This is a genomic window from Mycobacterium neumannii, assembly GCF_002245615.1.
GTDB classification, from domain to species: Bacteria; Actinomycetota; Actinomycetes; order Mycobacteriales; family Mycobacteriaceae; genus Mycobacterium; species Mycobacterium neumannii_A.
Genome location: NZ_NKCO01000012.1, coordinates 116,584 through 143,556 on the forward strand (window position 1 = coordinate 116,584; position 26,973 = coordinate 143,556).

25 protein-coding genes and 1 tRNA gene are annotated in these 26,973 nt (G+C 66.2%); 6 read left to right on the top strand and 20 right to left on the bottom strand.

Translation table 11 applies throughout. The features are described from left to right. Positions 1-13 precede the first annotated feature (13 nt). Together CEX88_RS15750 and CEX88_RS15755 are read left to right on the top strand one after the other, a co-directional pair. Positions 14-1,489 (top strand): aldehyde dehydrogenase family protein, encoded by a 1,476-nt coding sequence (locus CEX88_RS15750; RefSeq protein ID WP_094294185.1) that lies wholly within the window; start codon positions 14-16, stop codon positions 1,487-1,489. A 14-nt stretch (positions 1,490-1,503) separates the two neighbouring features. Beyond that, positions 1,504-1,941 carry a DUF2599 domain-containing protein gene (locus tag CEX88_RS15755; protein ID WP_238382083.1) on the top strand — a complete coding sequence of 146 codons (438 nt, stop codon included), beginning with the start codon at positions 1,504-1,506 and terminating at the stop codon, positions 1,939-1,941. On the opposite strand, the gene CEX88_RS15760 is transcribed toward CEX88_RS15755, so the two are convergent. From CEX88_RS15760 to CEX88_RS15810, 11 genes are all read right to left on the bottom strand, one after another. Beyond that, a complete protein-coding gene (locus CEX88_RS15760) occupies positions 1,931-2,668 on the bottom strand; it encodes a DUF3298 domain-containing protein (RefSeq protein WP_202931516.1) in 738 nt (245 codons plus the stop codon). The genes CEX88_RS15755 and CEX88_RS15760 overlap by 11 nt on opposite strands. Beyond that, complete coding sequence (locus CEX88_RS15765; RefSeq protein ID WP_094294187.1) at positions 2,665-3,315, bottom strand: hypothetical protein; 651 nt, start codon at positions 3,313-3,315, stop codon at positions 2,665-2,667. Before CEX88_RS15765 ends, CEX88_RS15760 begins: the two co-directional genes overlap by 4 nt. Before the next feature lie 58 nt (positions 3,316-3,373). Beyond that, positions 3,374-4,624: an MlaD family protein gene (locus CEX88_RS15770; RefSeq protein ID WP_094294188.1), complete on the bottom strand. Its 1,251-nt coding sequence runs from the start codon at positions 4,622-4,624 to the stop codon at positions 3,374-3,376. Next, complete coding sequence (locus CEX88_RS15775) at positions 4,621-5,793, bottom strand: MCE family protein (RefSeq protein ID WP_238382084.1); 1,173 nt, start codon at positions 5,791-5,793, stop codon at positions 4,621-4,623. The genes CEX88_RS15770 and CEX88_RS15775 overlap by 4 nt, the downstream gene beginning before the upstream one ends. A gap of 143 nt (positions 5,794-5,936) precedes the next feature. Beyond that, entirely contained in the window at positions 5,937-7,037 is a 1,101-nt protein-coding gene (locus CEX88_RS15780) for an MCE family protein (RefSeq protein WP_094294189.1), read from the bottom strand. Beyond that, a complete protein-coding gene (locus CEX88_RS15785; protein WP_094294220.1) occupies positions 7,034-8,089 on the bottom strand; it encodes an MCE family protein in 1,056 nt (351 codons plus the stop codon). Before CEX88_RS15785 ends, CEX88_RS15780 begins: the two co-directional genes overlap by 4 nt. Positions 8,090-8,094: 5 nt before the next feature. Then, the gene (locus CEX88_RS15790) at positions 8,095-9,168 is read right to left on the bottom strand and encodes an MlaD family protein (RefSeq protein WP_094294190.1); all 1,074 of its coding nucleotides are present in this window, start codon (positions 9,166-9,168) and stop codon (positions 8,095-8,097) included. Further along, positions 9,165-10,541, bottom strand: a complete 1,377-nt coding sequence (locus CEX88_RS15795; RefSeq protein WP_094294191.1) for an MlaD family protein — start codon at positions 10,539-10,541, stop codon at positions 9,165-9,167. Before CEX88_RS15795 ends, CEX88_RS15790 begins: the two co-directional genes overlap by 4 nt. A gap of 3 nt (positions 10,542-10,544) precedes the next feature. Beyond that, complete coding sequence (locus tag CEX88_RS15800) at positions 10,545-11,399, bottom strand: ABC transporter permease (protein ID WP_202931517.1); 855 nt, start codon at positions 11,397-11,399, stop codon at positions 10,545-10,547. Then, on the bottom strand, positions 11,399-12,250 hold the full coding sequence (locus CEX88_RS15805; RefSeq protein WP_094294192.1) for an MlaE family ABC transporter permease: 852 nt from the start codon (positions 12,248-12,250) through the stop codon (positions 11,399-11,401). Before CEX88_RS15805 ends, CEX88_RS15800 begins: the two co-directional genes overlap by 1 nt. A 17-nt stretch (positions 12,251-12,267) precedes the next feature. Further along, the gene (locus tag CEX88_RS15810) at positions 12,268-13,470 is read right to left on the bottom strand and encodes an acyl-CoA dehydrogenase family protein (RefSeq protein ID WP_094294193.1); all 1,203 of its coding nucleotides are present in this window, start codon (positions 13,468-13,470) and stop codon (positions 12,268-12,270) included. 118 nt (positions 13,471-13,588) lie between these two features. Here CEX88_RS15810 and CEX88_RS15815 point away from each other — a divergent pair, with 118 nt between their 5' ends. Continuing rightward, positions 13,589-14,713: an acyl-CoA dehydrogenase family protein gene (locus CEX88_RS15815; RefSeq protein WP_094294194.1), complete on the top strand. Its 1,125-nt coding sequence runs from the start codon at positions 13,589-13,591 to the stop codon at positions 14,711-14,713. Between the two features lie 8 nt (positions 14,714-14,721). On the opposite strand, the gene CEX88_RS15820 is transcribed toward CEX88_RS15815, so the two are convergent. Both CEX88_RS15820 and CEX88_RS15825 read right to left on the bottom strand, forming a co-directional pair. Then, entirely contained in the window at positions 14,722-15,897 is a 1,176-nt protein-coding gene (locus tag CEX88_RS15820) for a cytochrome P450 (protein ID WP_094294195.1), read from the bottom strand. Between the two features lie 264 nt (positions 15,898-16,161). Continuing rightward, on the bottom strand, positions 16,162-16,875 hold the full coding sequence (locus CEX88_RS15825) for a VIT1/CCC1 transporter family protein (RefSeq protein WP_094294196.1): 714 nt from the start codon (positions 16,873-16,875) through the stop codon (positions 16,162-16,164). Between the two features lie 101 nt (positions 16,876-16,976). Between CEX88_RS15825 and CEX88_RS15830 the strand changes: the two genes are divergently transcribed. Beyond that, positions 16,977-18,950, top strand: a complete 1,974-nt coding sequence (locus CEX88_RS15830) for an acyl-CoA dehydrogenase family protein (RefSeq protein ID WP_094294197.1) — start codon at positions 16,977-16,979, stop codon at positions 18,948-18,950. Positions 18,951-19,044: 94 nt separating this feature from the next. Beyond that, on the top strand, positions 19,045-19,353 hold the full coding sequence (locus CEX88_RS15835) for a hypothetical protein (protein ID WP_094294198.1): 309 nt from the start codon (positions 19,045-19,047) through the stop codon (positions 19,351-19,353). A 6-nt stretch (positions 19,354-19,359) separates the two neighbouring features. On the opposite strand, the gene CEX88_RS15840 is transcribed toward CEX88_RS15835, so the two are convergent. The 4 genes from CEX88_RS15840 to CEX88_RS15855 all read right to left on the bottom strand — a co-directional run bounded on the left by CEX88_RS15840 (position 19,360) and on the right by CEX88_RS15855 (position 22,813). Next, the gene (locus tag CEX88_RS15840; protein WP_094294199.1) at positions 19,360-19,836 is read right to left on the bottom strand and encodes a hypothetical protein; all 477 of its coding nucleotides are present in this window, start codon (positions 19,834-19,836) and stop codon (positions 19,360-19,362) included. 1 nt (position 19,837) lies between these two features. After that, positions 19,838-22,138 (bottom strand): DUF4185 domain-containing protein, encoded by a 2,301-nt coding sequence (locus tag CEX88_RS15845; RefSeq protein WP_094294200.1) that lies wholly within the window; start codon positions 22,136-22,138, stop codon positions 19,838-19,840. Positions 22,139-22,295: 157 nt separating this feature from the next. Next, on the bottom strand, positions 22,296-22,667 hold the full coding sequence (locus CEX88_RS15850; protein ID WP_094294201.1) for a hypothetical protein: 372 nt from the start codon (positions 22,665-22,667) through the stop codon (positions 22,296-22,298). Positions 22,668-22,740: 73 nt separating this feature from the next. Then, positions 22,741-22,813: transfer RNA gene (locus tag CEX88_RS15855), tRNA-Asn, on the bottom strand. 147 nt (positions 22,814-22,960) lie between these two features. Between CEX88_RS15855 and CEX88_RS15860 the strand changes: the two genes are divergently transcribed. Then, a complete protein-coding gene (locus CEX88_RS15860) occupies positions 22,961-23,215 on the top strand; it encodes a hypothetical protein (RefSeq protein WP_068200730.1) in 255 nt (84 codons plus the stop codon). Here CEX88_RS15860 and CEX88_RS15865 read toward each other — a convergent pair. The 3 genes from CEX88_RS15865 to CEX88_RS15875 form a co-directional block, all read right to left on the bottom strand. Continuing rightward, positions 23,212-23,505 carry a DUF7155 family protein gene (locus CEX88_RS15865; protein WP_420799224.1) on the bottom strand — a complete coding sequence of 98 codons (294 nt, stop codon included), beginning with the start codon at positions 23,503-23,505 and terminating at the stop codon, positions 23,212-23,214. The two genes, CEX88_RS15860 and CEX88_RS15865, sit on opposite strands and share 4 nt — an antisense overlap. A gap of 64 nt (positions 23,506-23,569) precedes the next feature. After that, entirely contained in the window at positions 23,570-25,501 is a 1,932-nt protein-coding gene (gene dnaG / locus CEX88_RS15870) for a DNA primase (RefSeq protein ID WP_094294202.1), read from the bottom strand. Between the two features lie 31 nt (positions 25,502-25,532). Beyond that, entirely contained in the window at positions 25,533-26,789 is a 1,257-nt protein-coding gene (locus tag CEX88_RS15875; protein WP_094294223.1) for a deoxyguanosinetriphosphate triphosphohydrolase, read from the bottom strand. Positions 26,790-26,973 lie beyond the last annotated feature (184 nt).

Below are 26,973 nucleotides of genomic sequence, written 5' to 3' on the forward strand. Positions count from 1 at the left end.
TAGGAGGAATTCAGTGACAGCCTCGACCGTTTCCACCCGCAAGAGCTTGTTCATCGACGGAGCATGGACGTCGGGCACCGGCAACGACACCGTGACGGTGGTGAACCCGGCGACCGAGCAATCCATCGCCGAGGTGCCGCAGGCCACCGTCGCCGACATCGACGCCGCTGTCACCGCGGCCCGCACCGCGTTCGACCAAGGACCGTGGCCGACGATGCGCCCGGCCGAGCGTTGCCGCGTCCTGGCCGCCATGGCCGACGAACTCACCCGCCGCCGAGACGAGTTGATCGAGTTGAACATCGCCGAGGCCGGTTCGACTCGAATGCTCTCTGAGATGCTTCAGGTCGGCACCCCGATCGACCACTTCCGCGACCTGACCGACCGGGTGTTGCCGCAGTTCGACTTCGAACCGCCGGTGCGGCCCGTGATGGGCCATGGCATCGGACAGGGCATGATGCTGCGCGAAGCCTATGGCGTGGCCGCGCTCATCACCCCGTTCAACTTCCCGTTCCTGCTGAACCTGGCCAAGATCGGACCCGCTCTGGCCGCCGGGTGTACCGCGGTGCTCAAACCGTCGCCGTACACGCCGCTGGAGGCGCTGGTGCTCGGTGAGGTGGCCGAGGCCGCCGGTCTGCCGCCGGGTGTGCTCAACGTGGTCACCGGCGACATCGCCGAGGGCGAGGCGCTGACCACCCATCCGGGGGTGGACCTCGTCAGCTTCACCGGCTCGGATGCGGTGGGCCGCAGGGTATACACGCAGGCGGCGGATTCGCTGAAAAAGGTCGTTCTCGAACTCGGCGGCAAGTCGGCGAACATCATCCTCGACGACGCCGACCTCGACAAGGTGATGGAGAGCGTGCTTGCGGGCATCGTCACCCACGCGGGACAGGGCTGCGCGCTGCTGACCCGCATACTGGTGCACCACTCGCTGCACGACGAGCTCGTCGCCCGCATCACCGGCGTGCTGGGCTTCATCAGCGTGGGAGACCCGGCCGACCCGGCGACGATGATGGGCCCGCTGATCCGCGAGGTGCAACGCGAGCGGGTCGAGTCGTTGATCGCGACCGGTGTGGACGAAGGCGCGCAGATCGCCTTCGGCGGAAAGCGTCCCGCACAGATGGAGCGCGGCTACTTCGTGGAACCGACGCTGTTCGTCGGGGTGGACAACTCGATGCGCATCGCTCAGGACGAGTTCTTCGGCCCGGTCGGTGTGGTCATTCCGTTCGGCGACGACGACGAGGCGGTGCGGCTGGCCAACGACAGCCGTTACGGTTTGGCCGGGGGCGTCTGGTCGGCCGACCCGCTGAGGGCGGTGGCGGTCGGACGCCGGTTGCGCGCAGGCACCGTCATCATCAATGGTGGTGGTGGCGGGCTGAACCCGAGCGCGCCGTTCGGCGGGTACAAGCACAGCGGCATCGGCCGGGAGTTCGGTGAGTACGGGCTGGCGGAGTACCTGCAGCACAAGGCGCTTCAATGGCCGGTGGGCTGATGTTAGGTGAGGCCGTGAGGATTGGTCGACTGCTCGCCCTCGCTGCGGGTGCCGCCATGCTGTTGCCGGGCGCGGTGGCGGCGCATGCGGACCCAGCGCCCGCGCGGCCGCCTGGTTCCCCCGATTACATCGACCACACCGTGTGGGAGTACCACGGCGATCGCGCGACCCTACGCATCTATCCCACGCCGTGGGGGTGGGCCGGGTCGGGACCGTTCAGCAACGGCGCGCAGAGCTACGACGCGTGGGCGGAACTACTCGAGCATGCGCCCGACGCCAACACGCTGTCCATGCAGAACCAGTTCATGTGCTACTGGCAACTTTCCACGTTCACCAACCCGGGCAAGGTCGGCACCTGGAACCTCGAACCGTGGCGTCCCGTCGTGTCCAGCATCATCATGCAGAACTCCGGGTGCAACCCCGGCGGACCCGACGACGTCCTCAACTGGTGATCGGCGCGAACACCGGGTCGATCAAATCCGCTACCACATCCCACGGAATGGTGATCGAGCGCACCTCCCTGCCGAATTGCCCCTCAGGGAAGTACATCTGGATGCCCGCATCGGTCGGGATCCAAAATCGGAAGTTGCGCTCCACCGGCGCCCATCCCGCGTAGTACTCCCCCCATCCGCCCAGCGGCGGTTCCGGGTAGGTGGCGGGCAGGATCTTCTTCGTCAACTCGCCCAACCGGTTGAGCCCAGCCTGTTCGTCGACGAACAAGTTCTTCCACACGATCTGGATTCCGCTGCGCGAATCGAACACCCGCGTGGCGACCGTGTCGACAGGCATATTGGGCAGTTCGACGGCGTTGTATCGGCCCTGCCACAGTTCCGAGACGGTCATCGGGCGGAACTGCAACCTGCCCTGCGTGCTGAATGTCCATGGCGAACTCTTACTGGCGCTGGCTGCGAACAGCCACACCTGACCGTTGGCCTCATCGTCGAGAATTCGGTTGATCGCGTCGGTGACCGCTGGGTCACCGCCCGCGAGCTTCTCGTAGTGCACGGTCCACTCGCCCGGACCTTGCGGGCTGGTCCCGGAGCGCACGTCGGGTACGACGGTGTAGGTGACGCCGTTGGATGTGGTGTCAGCGTCGGCCGTCGGAGCGGTTCCGACGAGCGCCGCGACCAGTACGACACCGAGCAGTGCGCCCGTCGATCGTGTGAGTCGCCCGCTCACGGCAGCACGACATCACTGGCCAGCCAGCGGCCGTCGACCTTTTCCATGGTGATGATGATGCGGTTGCGATCAAGCCGCGGTTCGGGATTGAGCGCGTTGGTGACCGACTGATCCAGGAAGAGCATCACCTCGACCTTGTCCTGGGTCGCCGACTTGATGCCTGCCGCGACCACCTTGCCGTCGGCGCGGGCCTTGTTGTCGATGAGCGCCTGTTTGAGCTGGCTGCTGGACTCGCTGTACATCTTCTTGAACTCGCCGGTCGCACCGTCCAACACCGCCGCGAAATTCTCGTCGAGCTTGGCCGCGTCGACACTGGTCAGCACGACGGCGTATTGCTGCGCCGCGGCGAGCGCCTGCTGGCCGGCATCGGTGACTGCCCGCTCGCGCTGCAGGTCGACGGCCAACACAGCGCTGGTGGCCAACGATCCGAGGAGGAGCACGGCCCCCAGTCCCAGCGCCACCGTCTTGCGGGTGGGCTTCCGCAGCCAGCGGCGTCGCAGCGAATCCGATTCGGGCTCAACGGCTTTTTCGCTCGTCTTCGATTCGGGTTCGGCGGCGGTGGTCTCCTCGCGGGCCTTCTTCTCGGTGTCTTCGGCGTCGGTGTCGTCGTTGGCGTCCAGTGTCAGCACCTGTTCCCGGGTAGTCATCGTCTGCTCCTGTCAGAGTAGTTGGGCGTCGGTCGGGGTGATCCCGCGTTGCTGCGCATCACGGACCACTCGGTGGTGGAGGAAGCGGAAGGAAGGGACCGCCGTACGGTGTCGGGATGGTCAGCGGGCCGGTCGGAACCGGATCGGCGCGCTGCAGCGGATGTGCGCCGGGCGGGGGGCCCGCGGTGTCGTCGCCGGGCGGACGTGGCGCGTTGCGCGCCCCGCGCACAAGGTACTTCGGATCCGGGTTCGGGCAGTAGGTGTACAGGTAGGGCTCGGGGAAATCGGTCAGCGTCGGCGGCGCCTGGGGCAGGTTGTAGTCGCACCCGTACCGGGAGTACAGGCTGACCGCTCCCCACACCCCACCGTCGCGGAACGCGCTGCCGACCGCGTCGAGCGCCGATCCGGCGCGGTACTGCGGGAAGAAGAACTCCTGCAGGGCAGGCACCCGCAGATAGGCCAGCTGGGACACGGTGGTCAGGTTGCCCAGCAACTGCACCATCGTCGGTGAGTTGTCGGCGATGACGGCGTCGATACCCGAGAACGCTTGCGGCCCACGATCCAGCAGGGTCCGGTACCCGCCGTCCATGCGTTGCACGCCACCGAGAATCGTCGACAAGTCCTCGGATGTTTCGGCCATCCCAGGGCTGACGTCACGGACCGTCGACAGCACCACCTTGCTGTTGCGGATCAGGCTGACCGTCTGGGGCAGAACCGAATCCAACGTCGACACCAGGAACGTGCCGCCGTCGAGGATGGCGGCGAGCTTGTCGGTGCCCTCCGGCCCGACCCGAAGTTCGTCGAGGACCGCCGACAACCGCTCGGTGTCGATCTGCTCGAGGGTGCCGTCCAGATCGCTGAGCAGCTTGGCCAGCGTCACCGGAGTGGTCGTGCGGTCGCTGGAGATCTCGGCGCCGTCGGCCAGGTAGGGACCGTCATTGCGGTCGGCGCGGAAATCGAGGTACTGCTCGCCGGCCGGCGACAGCGCAGACACCCGAACCGCGGTGTCGGTGGGGATGCGGGTACCCGGGTGAAGTGCCGCGACCGCGACCGCGCCCGTGTCGGACAACTCGATCGAGCGCACGCGCCCCACCGGCACACCCCGCAGCGTCACGTCCTGGCCCGGCAGCAGACCACCGGTCTGGTCGAGGTGGACGCGGATCAGGGATTCGGTGCTCACCGGATCGAGCCGCAACGTCCCGAAGATCAGGTATGTCACGCCGATGACGAACATCATCGCCAGCGCGAGCGCCGACAGGCCCAGGCGGCGCAGTTTGGCCCATCGCAACGCATTCAGCAGCGGCCTCATGGTGTGCCCTCCTCCAGTGACGCTCCCGGCGGAGCGCTCGGCGGTGGCGGCTTGAGCCCCGGCGGCGGCGGAGCAGGTGTGAGGTTGCCGGGGTTGGGCCCGATCAGGTTCGGCGGTGGCGCGACTCCGGGTGGGGCCGTGGGCTTACCCCAGAACTTGTTGCGAATCATCAACAGCTCGTAGGAGATACTGCCGACCAGGTTGCGGAAGTCCTCGCGGCCCGGACCGCGGCTGCCCGGGTCGGCGGGATGGTAGGGGTCGGCGAACGCCCCGACGGCGAGGTCGGCCAGGTCGATCGTGACGTTGGACGCTGTCGAGTTGGTCGTCTTGAGAATCGGGCCGAACATCAGGTTGAAGTTGGCCAGCGACGCACCGGGAGCGGTCGCCGCCTCGTTGAGCCCCTCGGAGAGCCGGTTGAGGTCGGCCATCATGCTGCGCGACTCCTCTCCGCGCACCGACGGAAACTTGGCCAGCTGCAGCGTGATCCGGTTCACCTGCGCGATCAGATCGACGATCCGGTCGGTGTTCTCCGCGACGGCGCCCAGCGCCGGGCCGGCCGCCTCGATGGCCGCGTCGATGGACTCCTGCCGGGCCGCCATCGTGGCGGACAGATCTCCGGTCCGGGTGAGTGCGCGCTTGATGGAATCCGAACGTGCCGAGAGACTTTGGATCAAGCGGGTGGACTCGTCGACGAACCTGTTCAGATCCTCACCCTTACCGCCGACAGCGCGGCCCATACCGTTGATCACCCGGGTCAGGTTGCGGATCGCGCCGCCATTGACCAACAGGGCTGCGGTGCTCAACACGTCTTCCACCGAGGCGGCCGAGGCGGTCGAATCCAACGGGAGCACGGTGCCCGCTGCCAGCGGTGTCGTCGCCGCAGATGCACCGGGAGGCGGTGTCAGCGCGACGAAGATATCGCCCAGCGGGGTGGCCGAACGCAGTTCTGCCTTCGTCCCGGAGGGGATCTGGACATCCGAGTCGATCCGCAGCGTCACCACCGCCGTGTAATCCCGGGCGGTCATCGACTGAACCTCACCGACATCGGCGCCGGATAACCGGACCTTGGCCTTGGCGGGCAGGTTCAGCGCATTCGCGAATGTCGCGCTGATCTCGTACGAGTCCTCACCGACGGATGGCGCGGGCAGCGGCACCCGGTCCAGGCCCATCGAACAACCTCCGAGGGCGCCCCCCAGAAACACCGAGGCTGTGAGTGCGCCCAGCGCGCGGACCCTTCTTCGCACCGGTGGGGGCGAAAAACGCGTCATGGGCTCTTTCACGGGCCGCGTCACGGGCTCCTTCATGGGCTGCTTCATGGTCCGAGCCCCGCCAATCCCTCGAGCATGCTGGTGACTCCGAAATCTGGGCCGAAATCCTGAATGGTCCCCGTCGTGCAACCCAGCTGCTTCATGCCCAGCAGGTTGCACACCTCCTTGGTGAACTGACCGTTGAGTTCGACCTTGTCGAGCACCGGGTGCGCACGGATGGCGTCCTTCTCGTGGTCGATCATGTTGTAGACGTTGTCGAGCAACATCGGCGCCACGTCCAGAGATTCCGCTAGCTCGCGCCGGTACTCGGCGATGGCCTTGGTCGTCGTCTCCATCCCTGCAGTCGTGGTCTTCAGCGCGCCGCGGTTGTCCTCGATGAGGTCGGCTGTCTCGGAGAGGATCTGGTTGATCTGCGCGCCGGTCGATCCGCTGCCGAGCTGTTCGGCCGCCAACACATCGCTGAGTTGACGCATCGACGAGCCGAAATCGCGGATGGTCTGATCGTTCTCGGCGGCCGCGGTGGTGAGGCTCTCCAGGTTGGTGACGATCTTGGTGATCGCGTCACCGGTCGGCGCCCCGCGCTCCTTGCTCATCTTCAACGCAGTCGACAGCTCCCCCAGCGCCGACCGGATCTTCGTGCCGTTGCCCTCGGTCATCGCGGCGCTCACCGACAGCAGGTCGGCGACTGGGCCGGAGCCGTGGCCGTCGCCCTGCAGCTGCACCGACAGCTCGTCGATCATCGCCAGCACACGGTCGAATTCGACGGGCGTACGGGTGCGATCCAGGCCGAGGGTCTGACCGTCAGTGAGCGTCGGACCGTCCTCGTAGACGGGTGTGAACTCCACGTGCCTGTCGGTGAGGATGGAGGTGGACACGGTCACCGCCTGCGCGTCGGCCGGGATCTTGACCCCCGGCTCGACGCGCATCGTCACCTCGACATAGGCGCCCTTCGCCTCGATCTTCTCGACGCTACCGACGGGCATACCGAGAATCGACACCGCGTTGCCCTCGTAAAGCCCACTGGCACTGTCGAACAGGCCGATTATCGTCATAGCTCGCTCACCGAACGGATTGCTCGAGCAGCCGCATGCGCCGCACACCATCGCGACGATGGCGATCAACTTCAGCAGTGCCCGCGAGGTCATTTGCAGTCCCCGAAGTAGGGCGGCAGGTTGAACTGCTTGGCGCGCCCGCTGATCGCGCACACGAACGTGTCGATCATGGTGCCGCCGGTGGAGGTGAAGTCGAACTCGTTGCCGTTGCCGGTGGCGTTGGCGAAGTTGCGGACCGTGACGGGCATCAGTTGCAGCGTGCTGCGCAGCAGCGCGTCGTTGCGGCCCACCGCGCCGAGCATGCCCTCGAGGTTGTGCAGCAGCTCGTCGATGCGCTGCCGGTCACCGATCAGCACGGGCCGCAACTGGTTCACCAACTTCGTGGTGGCGTCGATCAGCCGGACGACGAGCTCCTTGCGCGCCGCAAGATCGCCGAGCACCTCGCGGCCCTGGGTCATCAGCAGGCCCAGGCTGCGCCGCTGGTTGCCGAGCAGCTCGGCCACCTGTTCGGTGCTGCGAAGCAGGTCGTAGATCTGGTCACGGCGCGACGCGATCACCGATGAGAGGTGCTCGATGTTGTGCAGAGCCTGAGGGAGTACCTCGGGCGCGCCCTCCAGCTGGGTCGACAGCGTCGTCATCGACTGTGCGATCTTCTCGGCGTCGACGGCCTCGAATGTCGTGGTGGCGTCCTGCAGGGCGGACTGCAGGTCATAGGGCACCTCGGTATTGGCCATCGGGATGCGGTTGTCCGACAGTTCCTTCGAGCCCGCTGGCTCAACATCGACATACCGCGCGCCCAGCAGCGTGGTGAGTTTGATCGACGCCCGAGTGGCCGAGCCGAGCGGGATGTCGTCGTCGATCTCGAGGCCTACGGCCACATGGTCGCGCGCGAGCCGCATGCTTGTCACGCGACCGACGCGCACGCCGGCAACCGTCACCTGGTCGCCCACGCTCAGGCCCGCCGCCTGCGCGAACTCGGCGGTGTAGACGTCCTTGCCCACTCCGAGCCGACCAAGGCCGAGCGCCCCGCCAAGGGCCAGCGCGATGACCAGAACCGAGATCAAGCCGAGCTGAAACTTGCTGTATGAGCGAACGGACCGAAGCCACACCCGTTTTCCGGCCGTCTTGTCCAGAATCTCTGTCATCGTCCTCACCGACACTTCTGGCTGTAGGTCAAACGGTCTTCGGGCGTGCCTTCCCGCACGATGGCGTTGATCAGGCTGTCGATACGCGGGAACTGACTGACGGTCAGGTTGCATGCGTACACGTCGAGGTAGGCCCCACCCTGACTGAACCGGGCCAGGCCCTTGAGCATCAACGGCGTGTTGAAGGCCATGTAGGCGAATCCCTGCTTGTCCTCCATGAAGTGTTTGGCGAAGCCGGGCTCGCGAGCCAGCCACTCTCTCATGTCCGGTTGGACGTCGGTGATGACGTTGGCCAACCTTTCACCCACAATCGACACCTGGTCCATCGAATCGACGAATTCCGCACGGCGTGCGGCAAACCCGTTGAACGTCGTCTCCGCCGAATCGATCGTCTCGTTCAGTGCACCGCCGTGGTCGGCCAGGGAGGCCACCACCTTGTTCAGGTGGATGAGCACACCGTCGAGAATCGCGTCGGTGCCCGAGTACGACTCCGCAAGACGGGTCGTCTCGGAGATCATGGTCGCGATCGCGCCGGTGTCACCCTGCAGCGACCGGACGATGGCGGTCGTGAGGTTGTCGACCTGATCGGGATTGAGCAGCGCGAAAAGCGGCTCGAAACCGTTGAGCAGCCGGGAGATGTCGAACGAGGGCTCGGTGCGCTCGACCGGGATCACCGCACCGGCGGGCAGCACGCGTGGATCGCCGTAGTCGGCAAGTGACAGGCCGAGATAGCGCTGGCCGATGATGTTCTGGTAGATGATGGCGGCTTTGGTGTTTCCGTAGAGCACCTGTTCGGCCTGCACCTGGAACTGCACCCGCGCCTCGGTTCCGTCGAGCGCGATGTCGTCGACGCGGCCCACCTTGACCCCCGCCATCCGCACTTCGTCACCGACCTTCAGTCCGGATGCGTCGCTGAAGATCGCGTTGTACGAATGGGTTTGACCATCGATCCCGCGCTTCAACGTGACGAACACCGTCCAGATCAGTGCCAGACAGACGACGAGGAATATGCACAGTCCGGTCAGCGGGCGGATGTGTCGCCTCAGCGGCGTCCTGACTGGCGGGCCGGTTGACGTCACGGGCCGTTCCCCCCTTCCGAAGTGGTGGGCCCGGGAAGCGCCGCCTCCGCAGGCAGCGGCAATCCCGGCGGCGGCGCCGCAGCGTGCGCCGACGGATCCGGGACGATCTGCACGGTGTTACCCCGAGCGACCGGCCCGAGCAGCAACTCCGATGCGACATTCGGTTCCGGTCCCAGCAGCTCGCTCAGCTGAGCGCGTTCTTCGGGGCTCCCGACAGGACCTACGTTGCCCCCGGGCGGTCGGTAGTTTCGCGGATCGAGTTGCCGGGGCAGTGCGGGCGGGTCGGCGGTCAGGGGGGCGGTTCGGCAGCTCGGCCCTTCGAGTGCGCCATAGCGTGGGCAGTCCTGGCGGGTGTACATCCGGTTCGGAGTGAGCACCAACATGAACTTGCCCACCGCCATGTTCTTGTCCTCGTGCCACACGTGGTCGAAGAACCGGTTCGTCAGGTTATTGATCCGGGTGACGATGGGCGCGAAAACGCCCTTGCCGTCGGCCATCACACCCAACACCGGAGACATCTGGGTGGTGATCACGATCATCCGGTCGGTGTTGTTCTCGAATGCGGTGCCGACTTCGCCGAACGTGGTGTGGCCCGCGGACAGGAACGTGGCCAGCTCTTGGCGTTTCTCGGCGAAGGTGCGCATCGGCACGACCGCGCTGTGCACGGCGTCCAGGAGATCCGGCGCACTGCCTTGCAGGCCCTGCAGCGCCTCGGACAGGACCGCGAGCGTGGCCTCGGTGCCGTCGTCGGCCATGACGCCGTTGAGTTGCTCGACGATCCGGTTGGCCCCGCTGCCCGCCCGTTCGATCTCGTCGCCTCGGCCGCTGGTGGCCTCGGCGACGGCGGCCAGCACGCCGACGGTGTCGGTGTCGCCGGGTCGTCCCGCGGCGGCGAGCACGTCGCGCAGCTTCGACAGCGCGGTCTGGAACTGGACGGTGGCCAGGCTGTCGTCTTGGTGAATCTGTGAGCCCGCCTTCAGCGGTGGGCCGGAACCGTTGTCCACCAGCTGGATCGATGACACCGCGAATACGTTGCCGGGGACGACGCGCGCGGTGACCGTGGCGGGGATGGAGTGCGCGAAGTGCGGGTCCAGACTCAGGTCGACCTCGTTGTCGCCACCGTCGATACTCGGCGTGACGCTCTCGACGGTGCCCACCAGTGCCCCGCGGAACTTCACGTCGGATCCCTTTGGCAGCCCGTCTCCGACGTTGGCGAGCAACGCGACCACCTCGACGCGACCCGAGAACACGCCCTCGGACTTCGCGATCGCGGCGGCGGCCACCAGTAGGGTGCCGATCAGCAGCGCGATACCGCGCAGCAGCAACCGGAGATCCGATACGGGTTTGGCCGCCGACTCGAAATTCTGAACCACCGGTCAGCCCCCCAGCCTCGCGCCGGAGCCGATCCCCCACAAGGCGATCGTGAGGAGGAGATTCGCGATGATCATCACCGAGATGCTTGCGCGCATCGCCCGGCCGGCCGCGATGCCGACGCCTTGTGGCCCGCCCGCGGCGAAATAGCCGTAATAGCACTGAATGGTCGATGTGATGATCACGAAGACGATCGCCTTGATCACCGAGTACACGATGTCCTGGCCGGTGAGCACCAGCCGGAAGTAGTGCTCGAACGATCCCGCCGACAGGCCGCCCGCGAACGTCACGATGCTCTGCACCGCCGCGTAATTCACGACCAGACACAGGATGTACAGGGGAATGATCGCCACCACGGAGGCAAGCAGTCGGGTGCTGACCAGATACGGAAGCGGTCGGATCGCCAGGGACTCGATCGCGTCGATCTCCTCGGAGATTCGCATCGACCCCAGCTGCGCGGTGAACCGGCAACCGGCCTGCGCGGCGAACGCCAGCGCGGCCATCACCGGCGCGAGCTCACGGGTGGACACCGTCGAAGACAGCAGTCCCGCAGCGGGTTCCATACCCAACAGGTGCAGGGCCTGGTAGCCCTCGATGCCCACGATCGCGCCTGCCGTCGCCCCGAGCAGGATGATCACCCACGCGGTACCGCCGCCGACCACGATGGACCCGTTCCCCCACGTGACGTCCGACAGGATGGTCAGGAAAGCCTTGCGGTAGCGCGTCAACGCCAGCGGGAAACCGGCGACGGCGCGGCTGAAGAACGTGAGCATGTGGCCGAGCCGCACACCCAGACCGGCCACCGATGTGGACGCGGTCAGGATGGGCCGCACGCCCTTCGGGTAGTACGGGGCCGCCATCAGAGCGCTGCCTTGGGGAACAGCAGCACGTACATCTGGGTGAATACCACGTTGGTGATCATCAGCAGCAGGATGGATGCCACCACCGTGGCGTTGACCGAGTTCGCCACGCCCGCGGGGCCACCTTTGGTGGTCAGTCCCTTGTCGCAAGCGACGATCGCGACGATCGCGGCGAACACCACCGCCTTGATCATGGTGAGGATCAGATCACCGACCGTCGCGAACGACGCGAAGGTCATCACAAAACTGCCCGGCGCGCCGTTCTGGGCGAACGTGTTGAACAGATAGCCGGCGAGGAAGCCGATGAAGCACACCAGCCCGGTCAGTGCGACGCCCACAACGATGGCCGCGGCCAGGCGTGGGACGACGAGCCTGCGCACCGCCGAGATTCCGAGCACCTCAAGGGCATCCACCTCTTCTCGGATGGTGCGCGACCCGAGGTCCGCGCAGATCGCCGAGCCGACTGCGGACGCCATCAGCAAGGCGGCCACCAGCGGCGCACCCTGCCGGATCACCGCAAGCCCGCTGGCGGCCCCGGCCAGCGAGGTGGCTCCGACCTGCCCGGCCAGCAGGGCGAACTGGATCTGCAGCGTCACCCCGATCGGGATCGCCACACACATGGTCGGCAGCATCGCCGTCGACGCCATGAATGCGGCCTGCTCCACGAACTCCCAGAACGGGAAGCGCCACCTGACGATGTCGACCACGAGGTACCGGATCGCCTGCAGGCCCAGGATGCACTGACTGCCAACCGTGTTCAGCGCCGCGACGGGGTGGCGCTGAACGTACCCCCAGCCCCAGTCGCCGACCTCACCAAGGGGGCTCGGGTACACCTCTGAAGGCTTGGTCATCCCGTACTCACCGGCCGTCAGCCACGTGGAAGTCCGAGCGCCCGCTCTGCAATGACGTTACGCAAGACCTCGTTGGTACCTCCGGCGATGGTGAAAGCCCGTCCGTAGAGAAACGCATCCTGCCACCAACCGCCGTCGTGCACGTGCGAATCCGTCTCGATGCGAACCCCGTCGTGACCCTGAAGCTGCAGACCGTATTCATGCAACGCTAGATTGATTTGGCTGAACAGGATTTTCGACACCGGCGCGTCGGCGAGGTCGGCGCCGCCGTGCAGCGCCCTGCTCTCGTTGTAGGCGGCGACCAACGAGTTGACGTGCACGTCCGCGACGAACCCCCCGATCGCTTGGCGCACATCGCGACGGTCGAGCACCGAGCCGGGGTCGACGTCACCGTCGGAGACCGACCAGTCGGGCAGGCTGCCCGCGAGCCGGACCAAGCGCTGCAGCGCACCGAAAAGCGACGCACCGCTACCCGCGCCCGCACGTTCGTGCACCAGGCTGGCGGTGGTCACGGCCCAGCCCTGGTCGATCTCGCCGATCACGTGCTCGGCCGGAACACGCACACCGTCGAAGAAGACCTCGTTGAAGTCCGCCGTCCCGGTGATCTCCCGCAACGGCCGCACCGTGACCCCGGGCAGCGACATGTCCAAAGCGAATGCCGTGATACCCGCGTGCTTGGGGACGTCGGGGTTCGTGCGGGCCAGCAAATACCCCCAGTCGGCGTGCTGGCCGTTGGTGGTCCACACCTTCTGACCGTCGACGACGAAGACGTCACCTTCGCGGCGAGCGCGTGTGCGCAGGCCGGCCAGATCGCTACCGGCATCGGGCTCACTGAACAGCTGGCACCAGATGTGCTCCCCGGACCGGATGCGCGGAAGGAAGTAGTCCTTTTGCTCAGCAGACCCGGACGCGATGATCGCCGCCGCTGCCAGCATCCCACCGCCCACCGGGCCAGGCGCGTTGACGCGTATCAACTCGTCGATCACAACGGATTCGTGCAGCGGATGCGGGTCCGGCAGCCCACCGTATTCGACCGGCCAGTTCACCCCGAGCATTTGCTCAGAGAACAGTCGCGCCGTCCACTCCCGAAGTTTCGGGATGTCATGGGCTTCGGGCGCGCGAACGCCCGTGCGACCGTGTCGGGGCGGTTGATATCGGGCGGCCAAGGCACGTACCCGCTCGCGCAGCAAGTCGAGGTGCGTGTCCTGTTCGAGGTGCAATTCAACCCCTCTCCATCGAATGGCCGAACCAGCAATCGAGCTTAATCAGTATCCTGTATCTTGTGAAGGCTTTTGCGGATCCGGTCCCCTCCGTCACCGATCAGAGCAAGGAGACGCCGTGAATTTCGACCTCACCGACGAACAACGCGGGTTGATCGACGTGACCCGCGAGTTGTTGGAGCGGCACTCGTCGGTGACCGCGGCCCGCGCGTTGATCGACGGACCTACGGGATACGACGAGCAGTTGTGGCGCAAAGGAGCCGAACTGGGTTGGCCCGCGTTGGCAATCCCCGAGGCGGACGGCGGGCTGGGTCAGCAGTCCATCGAATTGGCCTTGGTGGCAACCGAACTGGGCCGCGGACTGGCGTCGACGCCTTTTCTGCCGACCGCCGTCGTAGCCGACGCCGTCTCCCGCTCGGCCGCCGCCTGCCGGACTGAGCTGTTGGCGGCACTGGCCTCGGGCACGCAGACCGCGGCGTGGGCCTTCGCCGAAGCCGGGCGGCCCTGGTCGGTGGAGGGAATCCAGACCACCGCTACCCGCGACGGCTCCGGATACGTCATCAGCGGGGCGAAGGCCTCGGTCCAGGACGCCGATTCGGCCGCGACGCTTCTGGTCGACGCCGTGCTCGGCGGGCGGCCGGCACGCTTCCTGGTGCCCGCCGACACCACCGGCGTGAAGATCGAGCGCCAGCACACGCTCGACGTGACGCGCCGGTACTGCGACGTCGTGTTCGACGCAGTGGCGCTGGACGGCGCGGTGTTGCTGGCAGAGGGTGCGGCCGCCGAGGATTCGATCGCCCGCTCCGGTCGGCTCGCCGCAGTGTTGACGTGCGCCGAGCTGGTGGGAATCGGCGAGCGGCTGCTGGAGCTCACGGTGGCCTACGTCAAGGAACGCGTCCAGTTCGGCAAGGCGGTCGGTAGTTTCCAGGCCGTCAAACACAAGTGTGCCGACATGCGAATCTGGATTCAGTCCAGCGCTGCGGCAACGTATTTCGCCGCCATGACGCTCGACAGCGAACACCGCGACAGCGCCCATGCCGCCAGCGTGGCCAAGGCCTATGCATCCGAGGCGGTGAACCGGCTCGCCGGTGAGGCGCTTCAGCTGCACGGTGGCATCGGGTTCACGTGGGAGCATGACCTGCACCTGTACCTGCGCCGGGCGCGGGTTGGCGCGGCCCTCTACGGCGACGCCGACCACCACCGCGAGCAGCTGTGCCGGGCGCAGGTCCTCGCCTCGGCCTGAGAACTCCCTCAGTTCCCCCAACTCAGCTGCAGCGAGTCCAGCCCGAAGACCTGCCCCGCGTGCTCGACGGGCGTTTCGGTGACCCGGTAGGCCGGGATGCGCGCATGCCACTCCTCGAGGAACACCGTCATCTCCTGACGCGCCAGGTGTGAACCCAGGCAGCGGTGCGGGCCGGCGCCGAACGAGATATGGCGCGCGACACCGCGGTCCAGGTCGACTTCGCGGGCCCGGGGAAACACCGTCTCGTCCCGTCCGGCGGCGGCCAGCGGGAAGGAGGCCATGTCGCCGGCTTTGACCGGACAGCCGTGAAACTCCATGTCCTGAGTGGCTTTTCGAGCGGTCTGCACGATCGGATAGACCCGGAGCATTTCCTCGATGGCGCGCGGGATGAGCTCGGGCTCGGCGACGATGCGGGCTCGGTCCTCGTCGTGGGTGGCCAGGTGCAGCATCGCGTAGGAGAGTTGGCTGGCCACGGTGTCCAGACCCGCCATGAACAGCAACAGAAGGCAGTTGAGCAGGTCACCGTCGCTGACCGGCTCACCGTCGATCGTCCATCTGAGGGCGGCGCTGACGATGTCGTGGGCGTCCGGGCTCGGGTCCGCGCGGCGCTGGTCGATCAGCGACTGGAAATACCCCACCACCTGCGTCATGCCCTCGAGCCGGATCGCCATGGCCTCGTCACCCAGACCGGATTGGTGCAGCATTTTGTCTTCCCACTCGAGGAATTCGTCGAGCCGTTCGATGGGCATGCCCATGATGTTGAGGAAGATGTGCGAGGGGAATACCCTGGCTACCTGCTTGACGAACTCGCAGGAGCCCTCGGCCGAGATGCGATCAATGAGTTCTGCTGCGAGTCTACGGTGTTCGTCGCGCAACCCCTTGACCCGGCCCGGCGAGAAGTACTCGGCGAGCACCTGCCGCCACTTGGCGTGTTGCGGCGGGTCGACCATCACCGGGATCCATTGGTAGGGCGGATCGGGGTCCGTCGGCACGATCACACTGCTGGACCACAATTCGGGGTGCTGCAGGCCCTCGAGGATCGCCGCATAGTCGGTGAACATCCAGTACCCGGCGTCGCCCTCGGTGTTACGGAACACCGGACGCATAAGGTCTTGGCGCGAATCGATGCTCGCGAATCCTGTCAGCGCCGGGCCGGTGAGGGCAGCCAGCTCGAATGTGTCCACCGGGCACTGTCCAACCTGCTGTTCAGCCGTCACGTCGTGAACCTCTCGTCAGCGACTTCTACTTGCGTTGTCTACGAGACGATTTCGCCTCTCCGCACACATACGATGACGCCAGGACGGCCTGCGGTTGGAAACGTCCGTCGTCGGCCGACGTCATGCGCAGTTCTTTGGCTTCCCCGAGGGATACGCAGAACGCCTGGACCGTATCAATAGTCTTGCGGCAGCGAGGCGCCCTTCAGGGATTCAGCAGATGAAATCGGTGACTCACGTGACCGACGTACCCACCAGCAGCCCGACAACGTAGGTCGCCGCAATGGCCAGAGAACCGAATGCCAGCTGACGCAGAGAGGCGAACCAGATCGGTCGCCCGGTGAAACGCGCGGCCACACCTCCCGCGACGAGCAGGCCGATGCCACCACACGCCAGCCCTGCCCACAGCGAGTGGAAGCCGAGCAGGTATGGAATCAGCGGAATGATCGCTCCAAGCGTGAACATCAGGAACGACGACCCGGCCGCGACCGACGGCGACGGCTTCTCCCGGGGGTCGACGCCCAACTCCTGGACGAGGTGGAAGTTCAGGGCCCGGTGCTCGTCGCGATGCACCTCATCGGTGGCCTTGACCGCGGTTTCACGGGTCATGCCCATGTCCATCAACATCGCCACCAGCTCCGCCTTCTCGGCCTGTGGGTGCTTGCGGAAAGCCCTCCGCTCGACCAGGACCTCGGATTCGATTTGTTCGTTGGCGGTGGTCACCGAGGTGTACTCCCCCAGCGCCATCGAAAACGCACCGGCCAACAGCCCGGCAACGCCGCTGATGACAACGGTGTCCGCGTCGGCCGCTGCCGCGACACCGGCGATGAGGGCGGTGTTGCTGACGAGGCCGTCCATGGCGCCGAAGGTCGCGGCGCGCAGCCAGCCACCGGTGACGTCGGCGTGCCGGTGCGTCGAGGTGTGCGGCACTCCGGTCGGGGCGGTCATACCGACGATTCAACGCCACGGATTTCGCCTGGTCCAGTGAGGATTGCCTGGGTTTACCACATCACAGTTTGCGCGAGCCCGCGGACGGCTACGGTCGAGTCATGACCACCACTGCCGAACATCTGCGCAATGCGCTCGACGGACGTTGGCGCGACGTGAAGAACCGGATGCGCGAGGAGCTCTCCAGCGAGGTCTTCCGACCGCACTACACCCCCAACACCGTCATCGCCCGTACGAAAGTGGCGGAACAGCTCAAGATCATGGCGGCCATGGGTGCCGCCGAGGACGGCTTCAAAAAGGAGCACGGCGGTAACGGCGACGTCGGCGCGGCCGTCACCCAGATCGAGATGCTGGCGATGAGCGATCTGTCGCTGATGGTGAAGGCCGGTGTGCAGTGGGGGCTGTTCGGCGGGGCCATCGAGAACCTCGGCACCGAGCGACATCATGAGAAGTACGTCAAGCCGATCATCGACTGCGAGCTTCTCGGCTGCTATGCAATGACCGAGACCGGTCACGGCAGCAATGTGCAGGCGCTGGAGACCACCGCCACCTACGATCCGGCCACCGAGGAGTTCGTCATCGACTCCCCGACACCGACCGCGCGCAAGGACTACATCGGCGGGGCCGCCGAAACCGCCCGCATCGCCGCTGTTTTCGCCCAGCTGATCACCCCCGACGGAGAAGGGCACGGTGTGCACTGCGTGCTGGTGCCGATCCGCGACGAGGACGGGAACGACCTGCCCGGGGTGACGACCTCGGACTGCCACTACAAGGGCGGACTGCCCGGCGTCGACAACGGCCGGATCCAGTTCGACAAGGTCCGCGTCCCGCGGGAGAACCTGCTCAACAAATACGGCGACGTGGCAGCGGACGGTACCTACAGCTCACCGATCGAGAGCCCCGGCCGCCGGTTCTTCACGATGCTCGGCACCCTGGTTCGGGGCCGGGTCACGGTGGGCGGCAGCGCCGCGGCCGCAGCCCGCGTCGCCCTCGACATCGCGACGCGATATGGGTTGCTGCGCAGGCAGTTCGAGGCACCGGGCGAGGACCACGAAGTGGTCATAATGGACTACCTGGTGCACCAGCGGCGGCTGCTGCCGCTGATCGCCGAATCGTATGCGCTGCAGTTCGCGCAGAACGAACTCGTCGCTAAGTGCCATGACCTGCAGAGCGCCGAAGATCCCGACCCGGAAGAACAGCGTGAACTCGAGGGCCGCGCAGCCGGGCTCAAGGCCGCCAACACCTGGCACGCCACCCGCGCGATCCAGGAGGCGCGCGAGGCCTGCGGCGGCGCGGGTTACATGGCTGAGAACCGGTTGATCGCGCTGAAGGCCGACACCGACGTGTTCACCACGTTCGAAGGCGACAACCACGTCCTGACGCAATTGGTGGCCAAACAACTGCTCACTGCCTACGCCGACGACGTCAAGAGCATGAGCCCGGTCGAATGGGTGCGCTTCGCCGCGAACTTCGCCGGTGAACGGGTGCTCAAACGCACTGCGGCCGAGACGATCATGCAGACCATCCTCGACACTCGGCAGGACAACGAGGAGGAGGGCAGCCTGTTCAACCGCGGCACCCAGGTCCAGATGTTCGAGGACCGCGAGGAATACATGCTCTCCACGGTGGCGCGCCGGTTGCAGGGCAAGTCGAAGGAGATGAGCGAGTTCGACGCGTTCAACGCAGTGCAGGACCATGTGCTGCACTGCGCCCAGGCCCACATCGACCGGGTGATCCTCGAAGCGTTCGTCGCCGGCATCGATGCCTGCGAGGACGAGGAGGCCCGCAAGATCCTGAACATGGTGTGCGATCTGTACGCGCTGTCGGTGATCGAAAAGGACCGGGCGTGGTTCATCGAGCACAGGTTCATCTCGACCGAACGCGCGAAGGCCGTCACCCGGGGCATCAACGAACGCTGCCGGACGCTACGCCCCTACGCCGAACTGCTCGTCGACGGCTTCGGCATACCCGAACAGTTGCGTTATGCGGAGATGCTGCACCCCGAGCGCATTCCCGACGCCGACGAGCACACCGAGCAGAATGCGATCAGCTCGGGCACGATCGAGCCGAAGTAGCGGGGTTCTTGGGATCGGTAGCAGCGGGACGGCCGTGTACTTGATCGCATAGGCACCGCCGACGCGGCGGTGCCGTGAGGCAAAGGATGCGATCATGAAGGCCTTTTCGCGATTCGCCGCCACGGCAGCGGTTTCCAGCGGCATGGCGCTCGCCGGGCTGGGTTTGGCAAGTGCCGCCGGGGCCGACTACTACTGGTTCAGTTGGTGTCCCGGTCAGACTCCCCCGTCGGCGGCATCGAACCGCCCGCTTGACTGGGATTGGAATGTCTGCCACCAGTATCGGTATCAGGGCAACGACCTCATCGACGAGAGCGGTCGCCTCTATCCGGCGCCCCCGCCGGCGCCCGGTGCGATCTGCGGTAGAGACTTGTTCACCGGGACGCCCATCTACTGCGGGCCCTGACCGGGCTCAGCTCCGCGTCCACACGCAGTCGCCGCTCAGTTCGATCAAGAACATCCTCGGGGGTACGTCGAACTGCAATGGTTGGCCCGGGTTGCCTTCGACGGCGGTCGGCGTGCTGAGCTCGCCGGGGCTGACGACGACCTGCTGCTGTGCCCGGCAGGCCGTGCTCGAATCCCGCGGTGTGCCAACCCATCTGCCTGCGGCCATGTCCGGATTGCGCATACCCTGTCCGTGCAGTTTCAGCGGAGACGCCTGGCCCACCCAGCGGCCGGCGGGCGGCTGGGGACCGGTCACGTCCTGCCACGCGCTGCCCCGGCACACCGACAGGGTGTCCGTGCCCGGCAACTGCGTCATGGCGCCCTCGAGATCGGCGGTGCACTGACCGGTCTGCGGCGGCGGGCCTGGCGGTTGACCGGGGTCTGCGCATGCGACCGGCGCACTGATCAGTGCGACCAGCAAGCCGACGAGTCCCGCTCTCAACACGTCACACCTTGCTCAGGTCGGTCTTCATCATCATCACGTTGTAGGAGTTCCACTCCGACAGGTTCCAATACAAATCCGTACCGGTCCCCTGGGTCGACGGCGACCAGGGATGCATCATCGGGGCATAGATCCCACCCGGCTGTTGCTTCATCAGCACCTTCGGTTTCGACCAGGTGCCCTGCGGGGTGTCGGACGTCCGCATCACGATGTTGTTGAACTGGTCACCGTGCATGGCGACGTACTTGTTCAGCTGCTTGTTGTACTGCACAGACATTTCGCTGACCTGGTTTCCTTCGGCGGCGGCACCACAAGCACCCTGCTCGACCCCGAAGACGACCGTGGCCGCGGCTGGGTTGTTCTTCACCCAACCGGCCGGGGCTCCGCCCCAGGCACTGCTGCCGTTCCAGTACTCGTACTTGCTCAGGTCCAGAATGTCTTGCTCGGGCACCCGTGCCAGGTAAGCCGCGCCCTGACGGCCGTTGGGGGTGCCATATGCGTAGACATATCCGTCGCCGGGCCGAACGAACGCCATCTGCTGGAAGTTCTGGTTGCCGGTCCACGGCTGGTTGTAGCGAACGGTTTCCGGTGCGACATGGAAGGTTTCGCCGTTGTCGTCGGACCAGGCGATCGCCGAGTAGTTCGTCGTCCAACTACCGGGTGCGCCCCACTGCGTCACCGACATGAAACTCACGTATTGGATCGCGCCGTATTTGGAGCCTTCCACGGGCACCGAGATTCCCGCCGTGGGTATCAGGGTTATCCCGGCGGGCAGACCTTCGGGGAAGATGACCTGCCTGGCTCGGGTGGGGTATCCGTCGGGGCCCAGCGGCGCGCCACCGAACATGTTGCCGTTGTACCACTCCCCGTCGGGGATCTCCATCCCGTTGGCGAGGTACCAGTCGGAGGTCCGCATGATGGTGTTGGACCGCCAGTCCTGCGACATGTTGCCGTCGAAGAACGTGTCGCCGAACGCGATCAGGACCTGATGTTCGTTTTCCGGAGTGGTGGGGTCGTCCTCAATTCCGTTGTCCCACATGATGCCGAGGTCGGTGCCACCGACCGAGAACCGGTCGACGGTGTTGGCCATCAGCGGATTGCCGGGGTACGACCAAGGACCCGTGACCCAGGAGACGAACTGCGTCGACGGGCTCACCTGTGCATTGGGGAACGGTGAGTACAGCGGAGTGAAGGGTTCGGCGGCCGTCAGCGCCATCCTGGCCATCGGGGCGTCTTCGACCATCAACGTCGGGGTCATCACCGTCGGCGTGGTGGAGGGCCGTCCCGACAGCGCCGCGAAGAAGTTCTCGAACTCACGACGCGCGAACGCGAGCAGGCCCCAGATCAGCGGCGGCTGCGCAGGTGACGACGGCACCGTGCCTGCCAGCGGGTTGAGGATCCAGTTGATCGTGTTGGTGACCAGATTCGTCACGGCGGTGAACAGGTTCGCAGGAGCCGCCGGCGTCACGGTCGTCGGCTGGTAGGCGAGCATCAACGGCGAGGCGTTGTTCATCGTCGTCGTCGCCAGTGATCGGGCATCGGAGAACACGACGTAATTCCCCGTTTCCTGCACCGCCGCGGCGGGATCGGAAAGCGACTGCGTGGCATCCGTGTCGGTCGTGGTGCGGGCTTGTTGGGTGGAAGTGTTCGAGGTTCCGTCTGGCTTCGGTTGCGATGACGGGTCAGCCTCGCGGGTATCGGAGTCCTTGCCCGGCTCGGCGGTCGGCTTCGGCTCGGCGGAGGATGTTGGCGACGGCCCAGGAGTCGGCGTCGCTGTCGGCTCGGGCGTCGGGGTCGGCTCGGCCGTTGGTTTCGGGGTCGGCTCGGCCGTCGGTGTGGCCGTGGGCTCCGGAGTCGCAGTCGCGGTGGGCTCGGCTGTAGGTGTCGACGTCGGCTTCGGTGCTTCCGCTGTCGGAGTCGCGGCCTTCTCGTCCTCGCTTTGCTCCTCGGCGTTATCGCGCGAGGATCCCGTATTGGTCTGGGCGCTGACCGTCACCCCGCCGGTAACTGTGCGGGTTCGCGTCGTCGAGTCGGACGACTCATCATCATCATCATCGTCGTCATCATCATCATCGTCTTTCTCGGTTCCCGCCGAAGTCGAGGTGGACGTCGCAGCATCGGTTTTCGCCGTCGTGGATCCGGTCGCGGCGGTTGCGCTGCTCGCGGACTCCGAATTGGTGGACTTGTCCGATTGCGAGTCGGTGGTGTCGGCAACTGCGTAGCCCTGTCCCACGGCGATCGCGGTACCCACCCCCATCGCGACGGCCAGCCCCCCGACACGGCCGACGTACGTTGCTGCGCCCATACTTATCCTCCGAAGAAATCCCCGCCCCGTCGAAGCAAGGTAATAGCAGTTATGGGGGACGTGCAGCAAAATCGGCAGATGTCCCATTCGCAACAACTGTCAGTGCAGTTATCGCCGTGTAGGGATTTTGCGTTACCGGCTCATGGAGGAGCTATCGCTACGGGGCCAGAAGGCCGCCCTTACGTAGCGCCTTCTCATACAGATCGAACGCGTCACCGAGGCCGTTGTTGACCCACGCGTCGACCATTCCGACGCTATCGGCCACCAGCTGGACCTGAGTCACGAATTGCTGAAAGGCCTCGTCCCGGCGCAACGCGTCGATCTGCTCCTGCGAGCCCTGGATCAAGACGAAGCCGCCGAGCTGCATACTTTGTGGACGCAGCACGGCGACGTCGTAGCGCTCGATCGCCCCGTCGCGCAGCAGCTGGGCGCCGTAACCCTCGAGGGACTCCCGGAAAAGTTCGAGTGCTTGCACTTCGCGTCCGCGGGTGGGAATCCCCCACGCGATCCAGATGCCTGCATCAGCCATCCGCCCATCATGCGCTGCGCGAGGTGAGATGGGTTGGCTCAACACGGTTGCGAAGCCGAAAGTGGTGGTGTTGCTCCCCCGGCTGGACTCGAACCAGCAACCCTTCGGTTAACAGCCGAATGCTCTGCCAATTGAGCTACAGGGGACTGCTCTCCCGCCATCGCGCTGTGTGCGGGACGGGGGTTGACTCTAGCTTACGTGTCGGCGGCGCCGCCAATACGCCGCCACCGCTCGCGCTCTCAGGTACGTGAGGCAGGATGGAACGCAACGCACCGTCGTCTGGAAGGGACCCTGTGATCGGGTATTTCGTCGTATTGGGTGTCGGCTATGTACTCGGCTCGAAGGCCGGCCGCCGCCGATATGAGCAGATCGCCGGCACCTACAAGGCGGTCACCGAGAGCCCCGCGGCGAAAGCCGTGCTCGACGCCGGGCGACGCAAGATCGCCGACCGGGTGTCACCGGATCCACCCATGATCAAGTTGACCGAGATCGACAACGGAACCGAGATCATCGGCCCCGAGACCGCGCAGGTGAGAAGGGTCCGTTAGCGGTACGGGTCGGTGATCGTCTGGCCTGGGACCAGGGGACCCGTGTTGACGCCGGTCTGACTCTGGTTGAGCCCGAAGTCGGGAGTGCCGACGTTGATGCCGTTGCCATTGGAGACGCCCAGGCAGCGACCGTCCTCCTTGTTCCCGAACCACGCCAGGCACTGGCTGAGCGGCTGCGGGTCCGCGTTGGTTTCAGACAGCGCGGAGGCTGCGAGCGGCGCAGCGACCGCGGCCACCGCTAACGCGCCTGCGGCGACGAACCGTCGCGTCCGGTTGTTGGTCGATGTCACGTGCACGCCTTCCTGACCGTTCCCACGGTTGTATAGCGCGCCCACCATATCGCGTTACCGGGGGCTACGCAGAGATGTCGTCTCCGCTGGCCTGCTCGAGCAGGCTGCGCCGATACGCCTCCATCGCGACCAGGTCCCCGAACAATGCGTGGTACTCGTCGCCCTGCTCGACCGGGGACATGCGCTGCAGCTTGGACTTGACTTCGGCGATCTGGCGGCCCACCCAGACTTCCTGCAACCGGGCCAACACTCCACCGATGTAGCGCGGTAACCGCTCGTCGTCGTCGACGTTGATGGCTTCCACCCCGAGTTCGTTGACCAGGCTCGCCGCGGCCGGCGTCTCGGTGTGCGTTCGAATCGTCTCGATCCACTCCGCGCCGGACTGGCCGGTCGACGTGCCACCGGCCGCGTCGAGGGCCGAGCGCACCGCGGCGTAACCCGGGTGCGTGAAGCTTTCGACCGTCAGCGAATCGAACACCGGCCCCGCCAGCGCCGGATACTGCAGCGCGGCCTTGAGCGCCTCGCGCTGCGGCCACAGCGTCGGATCCGCCGGATCGGGTCGCGAACCCGGGTCAGGGGTACGCGACCTGCGTGGCTGCGCCTGCTCGCTCGCGGCGCGCCTGCGACCGCCGCGTTCGCGCATCCCCCGCTTCTGCGCTTCCTCGCGCACCCGGGCCAGTACCTGCGCCTCGTCGGCCCAGCCCACCCAGCCGGTCAGCCGCCGCGCGTACTCGTCGCGCAGCATCGGCTCTTTGATGCGGGCCACCATCGGCACGCACCGGCGCAGCGCGGAGACCCGCCCCTCGGCGCTGTCGAGGTCGTGTTCGGCCAGTGCGGTGCGAATTGCGAACTCGAACAACGGTGTTCGACGGGCTACCAGGTCGCGTAGCGCACCGTCGCCGAAATGAAGGCGGATGTCGCACGGATCCATCCCAGCCAACTTGTCTTCCGAAGCCACCGCCACGAACGACTGCCCGGCCAGGTTCTGCTCCCCTTCGAATGCCTTGATCGCCGCCGCCCGACCCGCCGCGTCGCCATCGAAGACGTAGATCAACTCACCGCGAAAGAAGTTGTCGTCCATCATGAGTCGGCGCAGCATCGACAAGTGCTCGTCGCCGAACGCGGTTCCGCAGGACGCGACCGCGGTCGTCACCCCGGCCAGGTGCATCGCCATCACGTCGGTGTAACCCTCGACCACGACAGCCTGATGCCCCTTGGCGATATCGCGCTTGGCCAGGTCCAGCCCGAACAACACCGACGATTTCTTGTACAGAACGGTTTCAGGGGTGTTGACGTACTTGGCTTCCATCGGGTCGTCGTCGAAGATGCGGCGGGCGCCGAAGCCGATCACCTCGCCGCCACTGGCCCGGATAGGCCACAGCAACCGGCGGTGGAAGCGGTCCATCGGACCGCGTTTGCCTTCCCGGGACAGTCCGGCCGCCTCGAGCTCCTTGAACTCGAAACCCTTGCGAAGCAGATGCTTTGTCAACGTATCCCAGCCCGACGGCGCGAAGCCGCAGCCGAACCGCTTGGCCGCCTGGCCGTCGAAGTTGCGCTCGATCAAATACTGTCGCGCCGGTGCGGCTTCGTCGGACTCCAGCGTCGTCGCGTAGAACTCCTGGGCTGCCGCGTTGGCCGCTAACAGCCTGCTGCGGCTGCCGCGGTCGCGCTGCACGTTGGTGGTCGAAGCGCCGGTGTAGGTGATCGTGTAGCCGACGCGGTCGGCGAGCAGTTCGACCGACTCGACGAAGTTGACGTGCTCGATCTTCTGGACGAAGGCGTAGACGTCGCCACCCTCACCGCAGCCGAAACAGTGGAAGTGGCCGTGGTTGGGCCGCACGTGGAACGACGGCGACTTCTCGTCGTGGAATGGGCACAGGCCTTTCAGGGAGTCCGCGCCCGCGCGCCGCAACTGCACGTAGTCGCCGACGACGTCCTCGATGCGAACCTGGTCGCGGATGGCCGCGATGTCGCGATCAGGAATGCGGCCGGCCACCGGGCCAGTCTAGAGCGCCCCTGGCGGACGCCTAGGCGGGTTCCAACCGCTCGAGGCGGCCCTCGGTGAAGGACGCGACCTGGTCGATGACCACCCGCAGGCGGGCGCCGTCGTCGCCGGCGGCGTTGTACGCAGGCACGAAGATCGGGTCGAGCGTCGCAGGTGCGCCGGCAGCGACCCACGCCACCACCCGGTGCACGCGTTCGCGCTGCCGGGCCTGCAGTTCCAGATGCCGGGGATCCGACATGATGAACTGCAGCGCGAGGATCTTGAGCACCGCAACCTCCGCCCGCACCAGATCGGGGACCCGCAGGTCGGCCTGGTAGCGGACCAGAGGTCCCCGGCCGGATTCCTCGCGGGTCGCGGCGATGGCCGCCGAGGCGAACCGGCCGACGAGTTCGCTGGTCAACTTCTTTAGCGCGACGGATGCGGTCAGCGTGCCGTCGTACTTACCCACAGCGGCCACGACCGGCAGGCTCGACAGCCGCGCCGCGGCGGCCACCAGGTCGCCGGACCGCAGCCCGGCGCCCATCCCGCTCGACTCGCCCAACCGACCCAGTACGGCCGCCGCGTCCTTGTCGGCCAGCACCCGCATGTCGATGCGGCCGGAAACCACCCCGTCCTCGACGTCGTGAACCGAGTAGGCGACGTCGTCGGCCCAGTCCATGACCTGCGCCTCCAGGCAAGCCTTTTCGGCGGGCGCGTTCCTGCGCACCCAGTCGGCCACCGGCACGTCGTCGGAGTAGAAACCGAACTTGGCCTGCCGCGACCCGCGCCGCCACGGATACTTGGTGACGGCGTCCAGGGCGGCCCGAGTGAGGTTCAGCCCCGCGCTACCACCCTCTGCGTCAAGGGTTTTCGGCTCGAGGCGGGTCAGGATCCGGAAGTTCTGGGCGTTGCCCTCGAAGCCGCCGCAGTCGGCGGCGATCTCGTTCAGGGCGCGCTCGCCGTTGTGGCCGTAGGGCGGGTGACCTATGTCGTGGGCCAGGCCTGCGAGGTCGACGAGGTCGGGGTCGCAGCCCAGGCCGATCGCCATGCCGCGGCCGATCTGGGCGACCTCCAGCGAATGGGTCAGCCGGGTGCGCGGCGTCTCGCCCTGGCGCGGGCCGACCACCTGAGTCTTGTCGGCCAGTCGGCGAAGCGCCGCACAGTGCAGCACCCGCGCCCGGTCGCGCGCGAAATCGGTGCGATGCTCGGTGTCGGTGCCGGGCAGCGCAGCGCTCTTCGGCGGCTCGTCCACCCATCGCTGGCGGTCGAACTCGTCGTAGGGATCTCCGTTGCCTGTCACCGACGGATAGTCTGCCAGCACCAACCGGGTTGACCGTGTCGCGCACTAGATTGGCGGTCAGTGTGAAGGTGAGGTGCCGCGTAGTGCGGTGGTTGAATCCTTTTCACCTGGTGTCTGGCTCTTAGATTGGCTGCCGCCTTTGGTTGGCGTTCACGCGTTTTGCCGGCATCAGGTGTGAAGGACC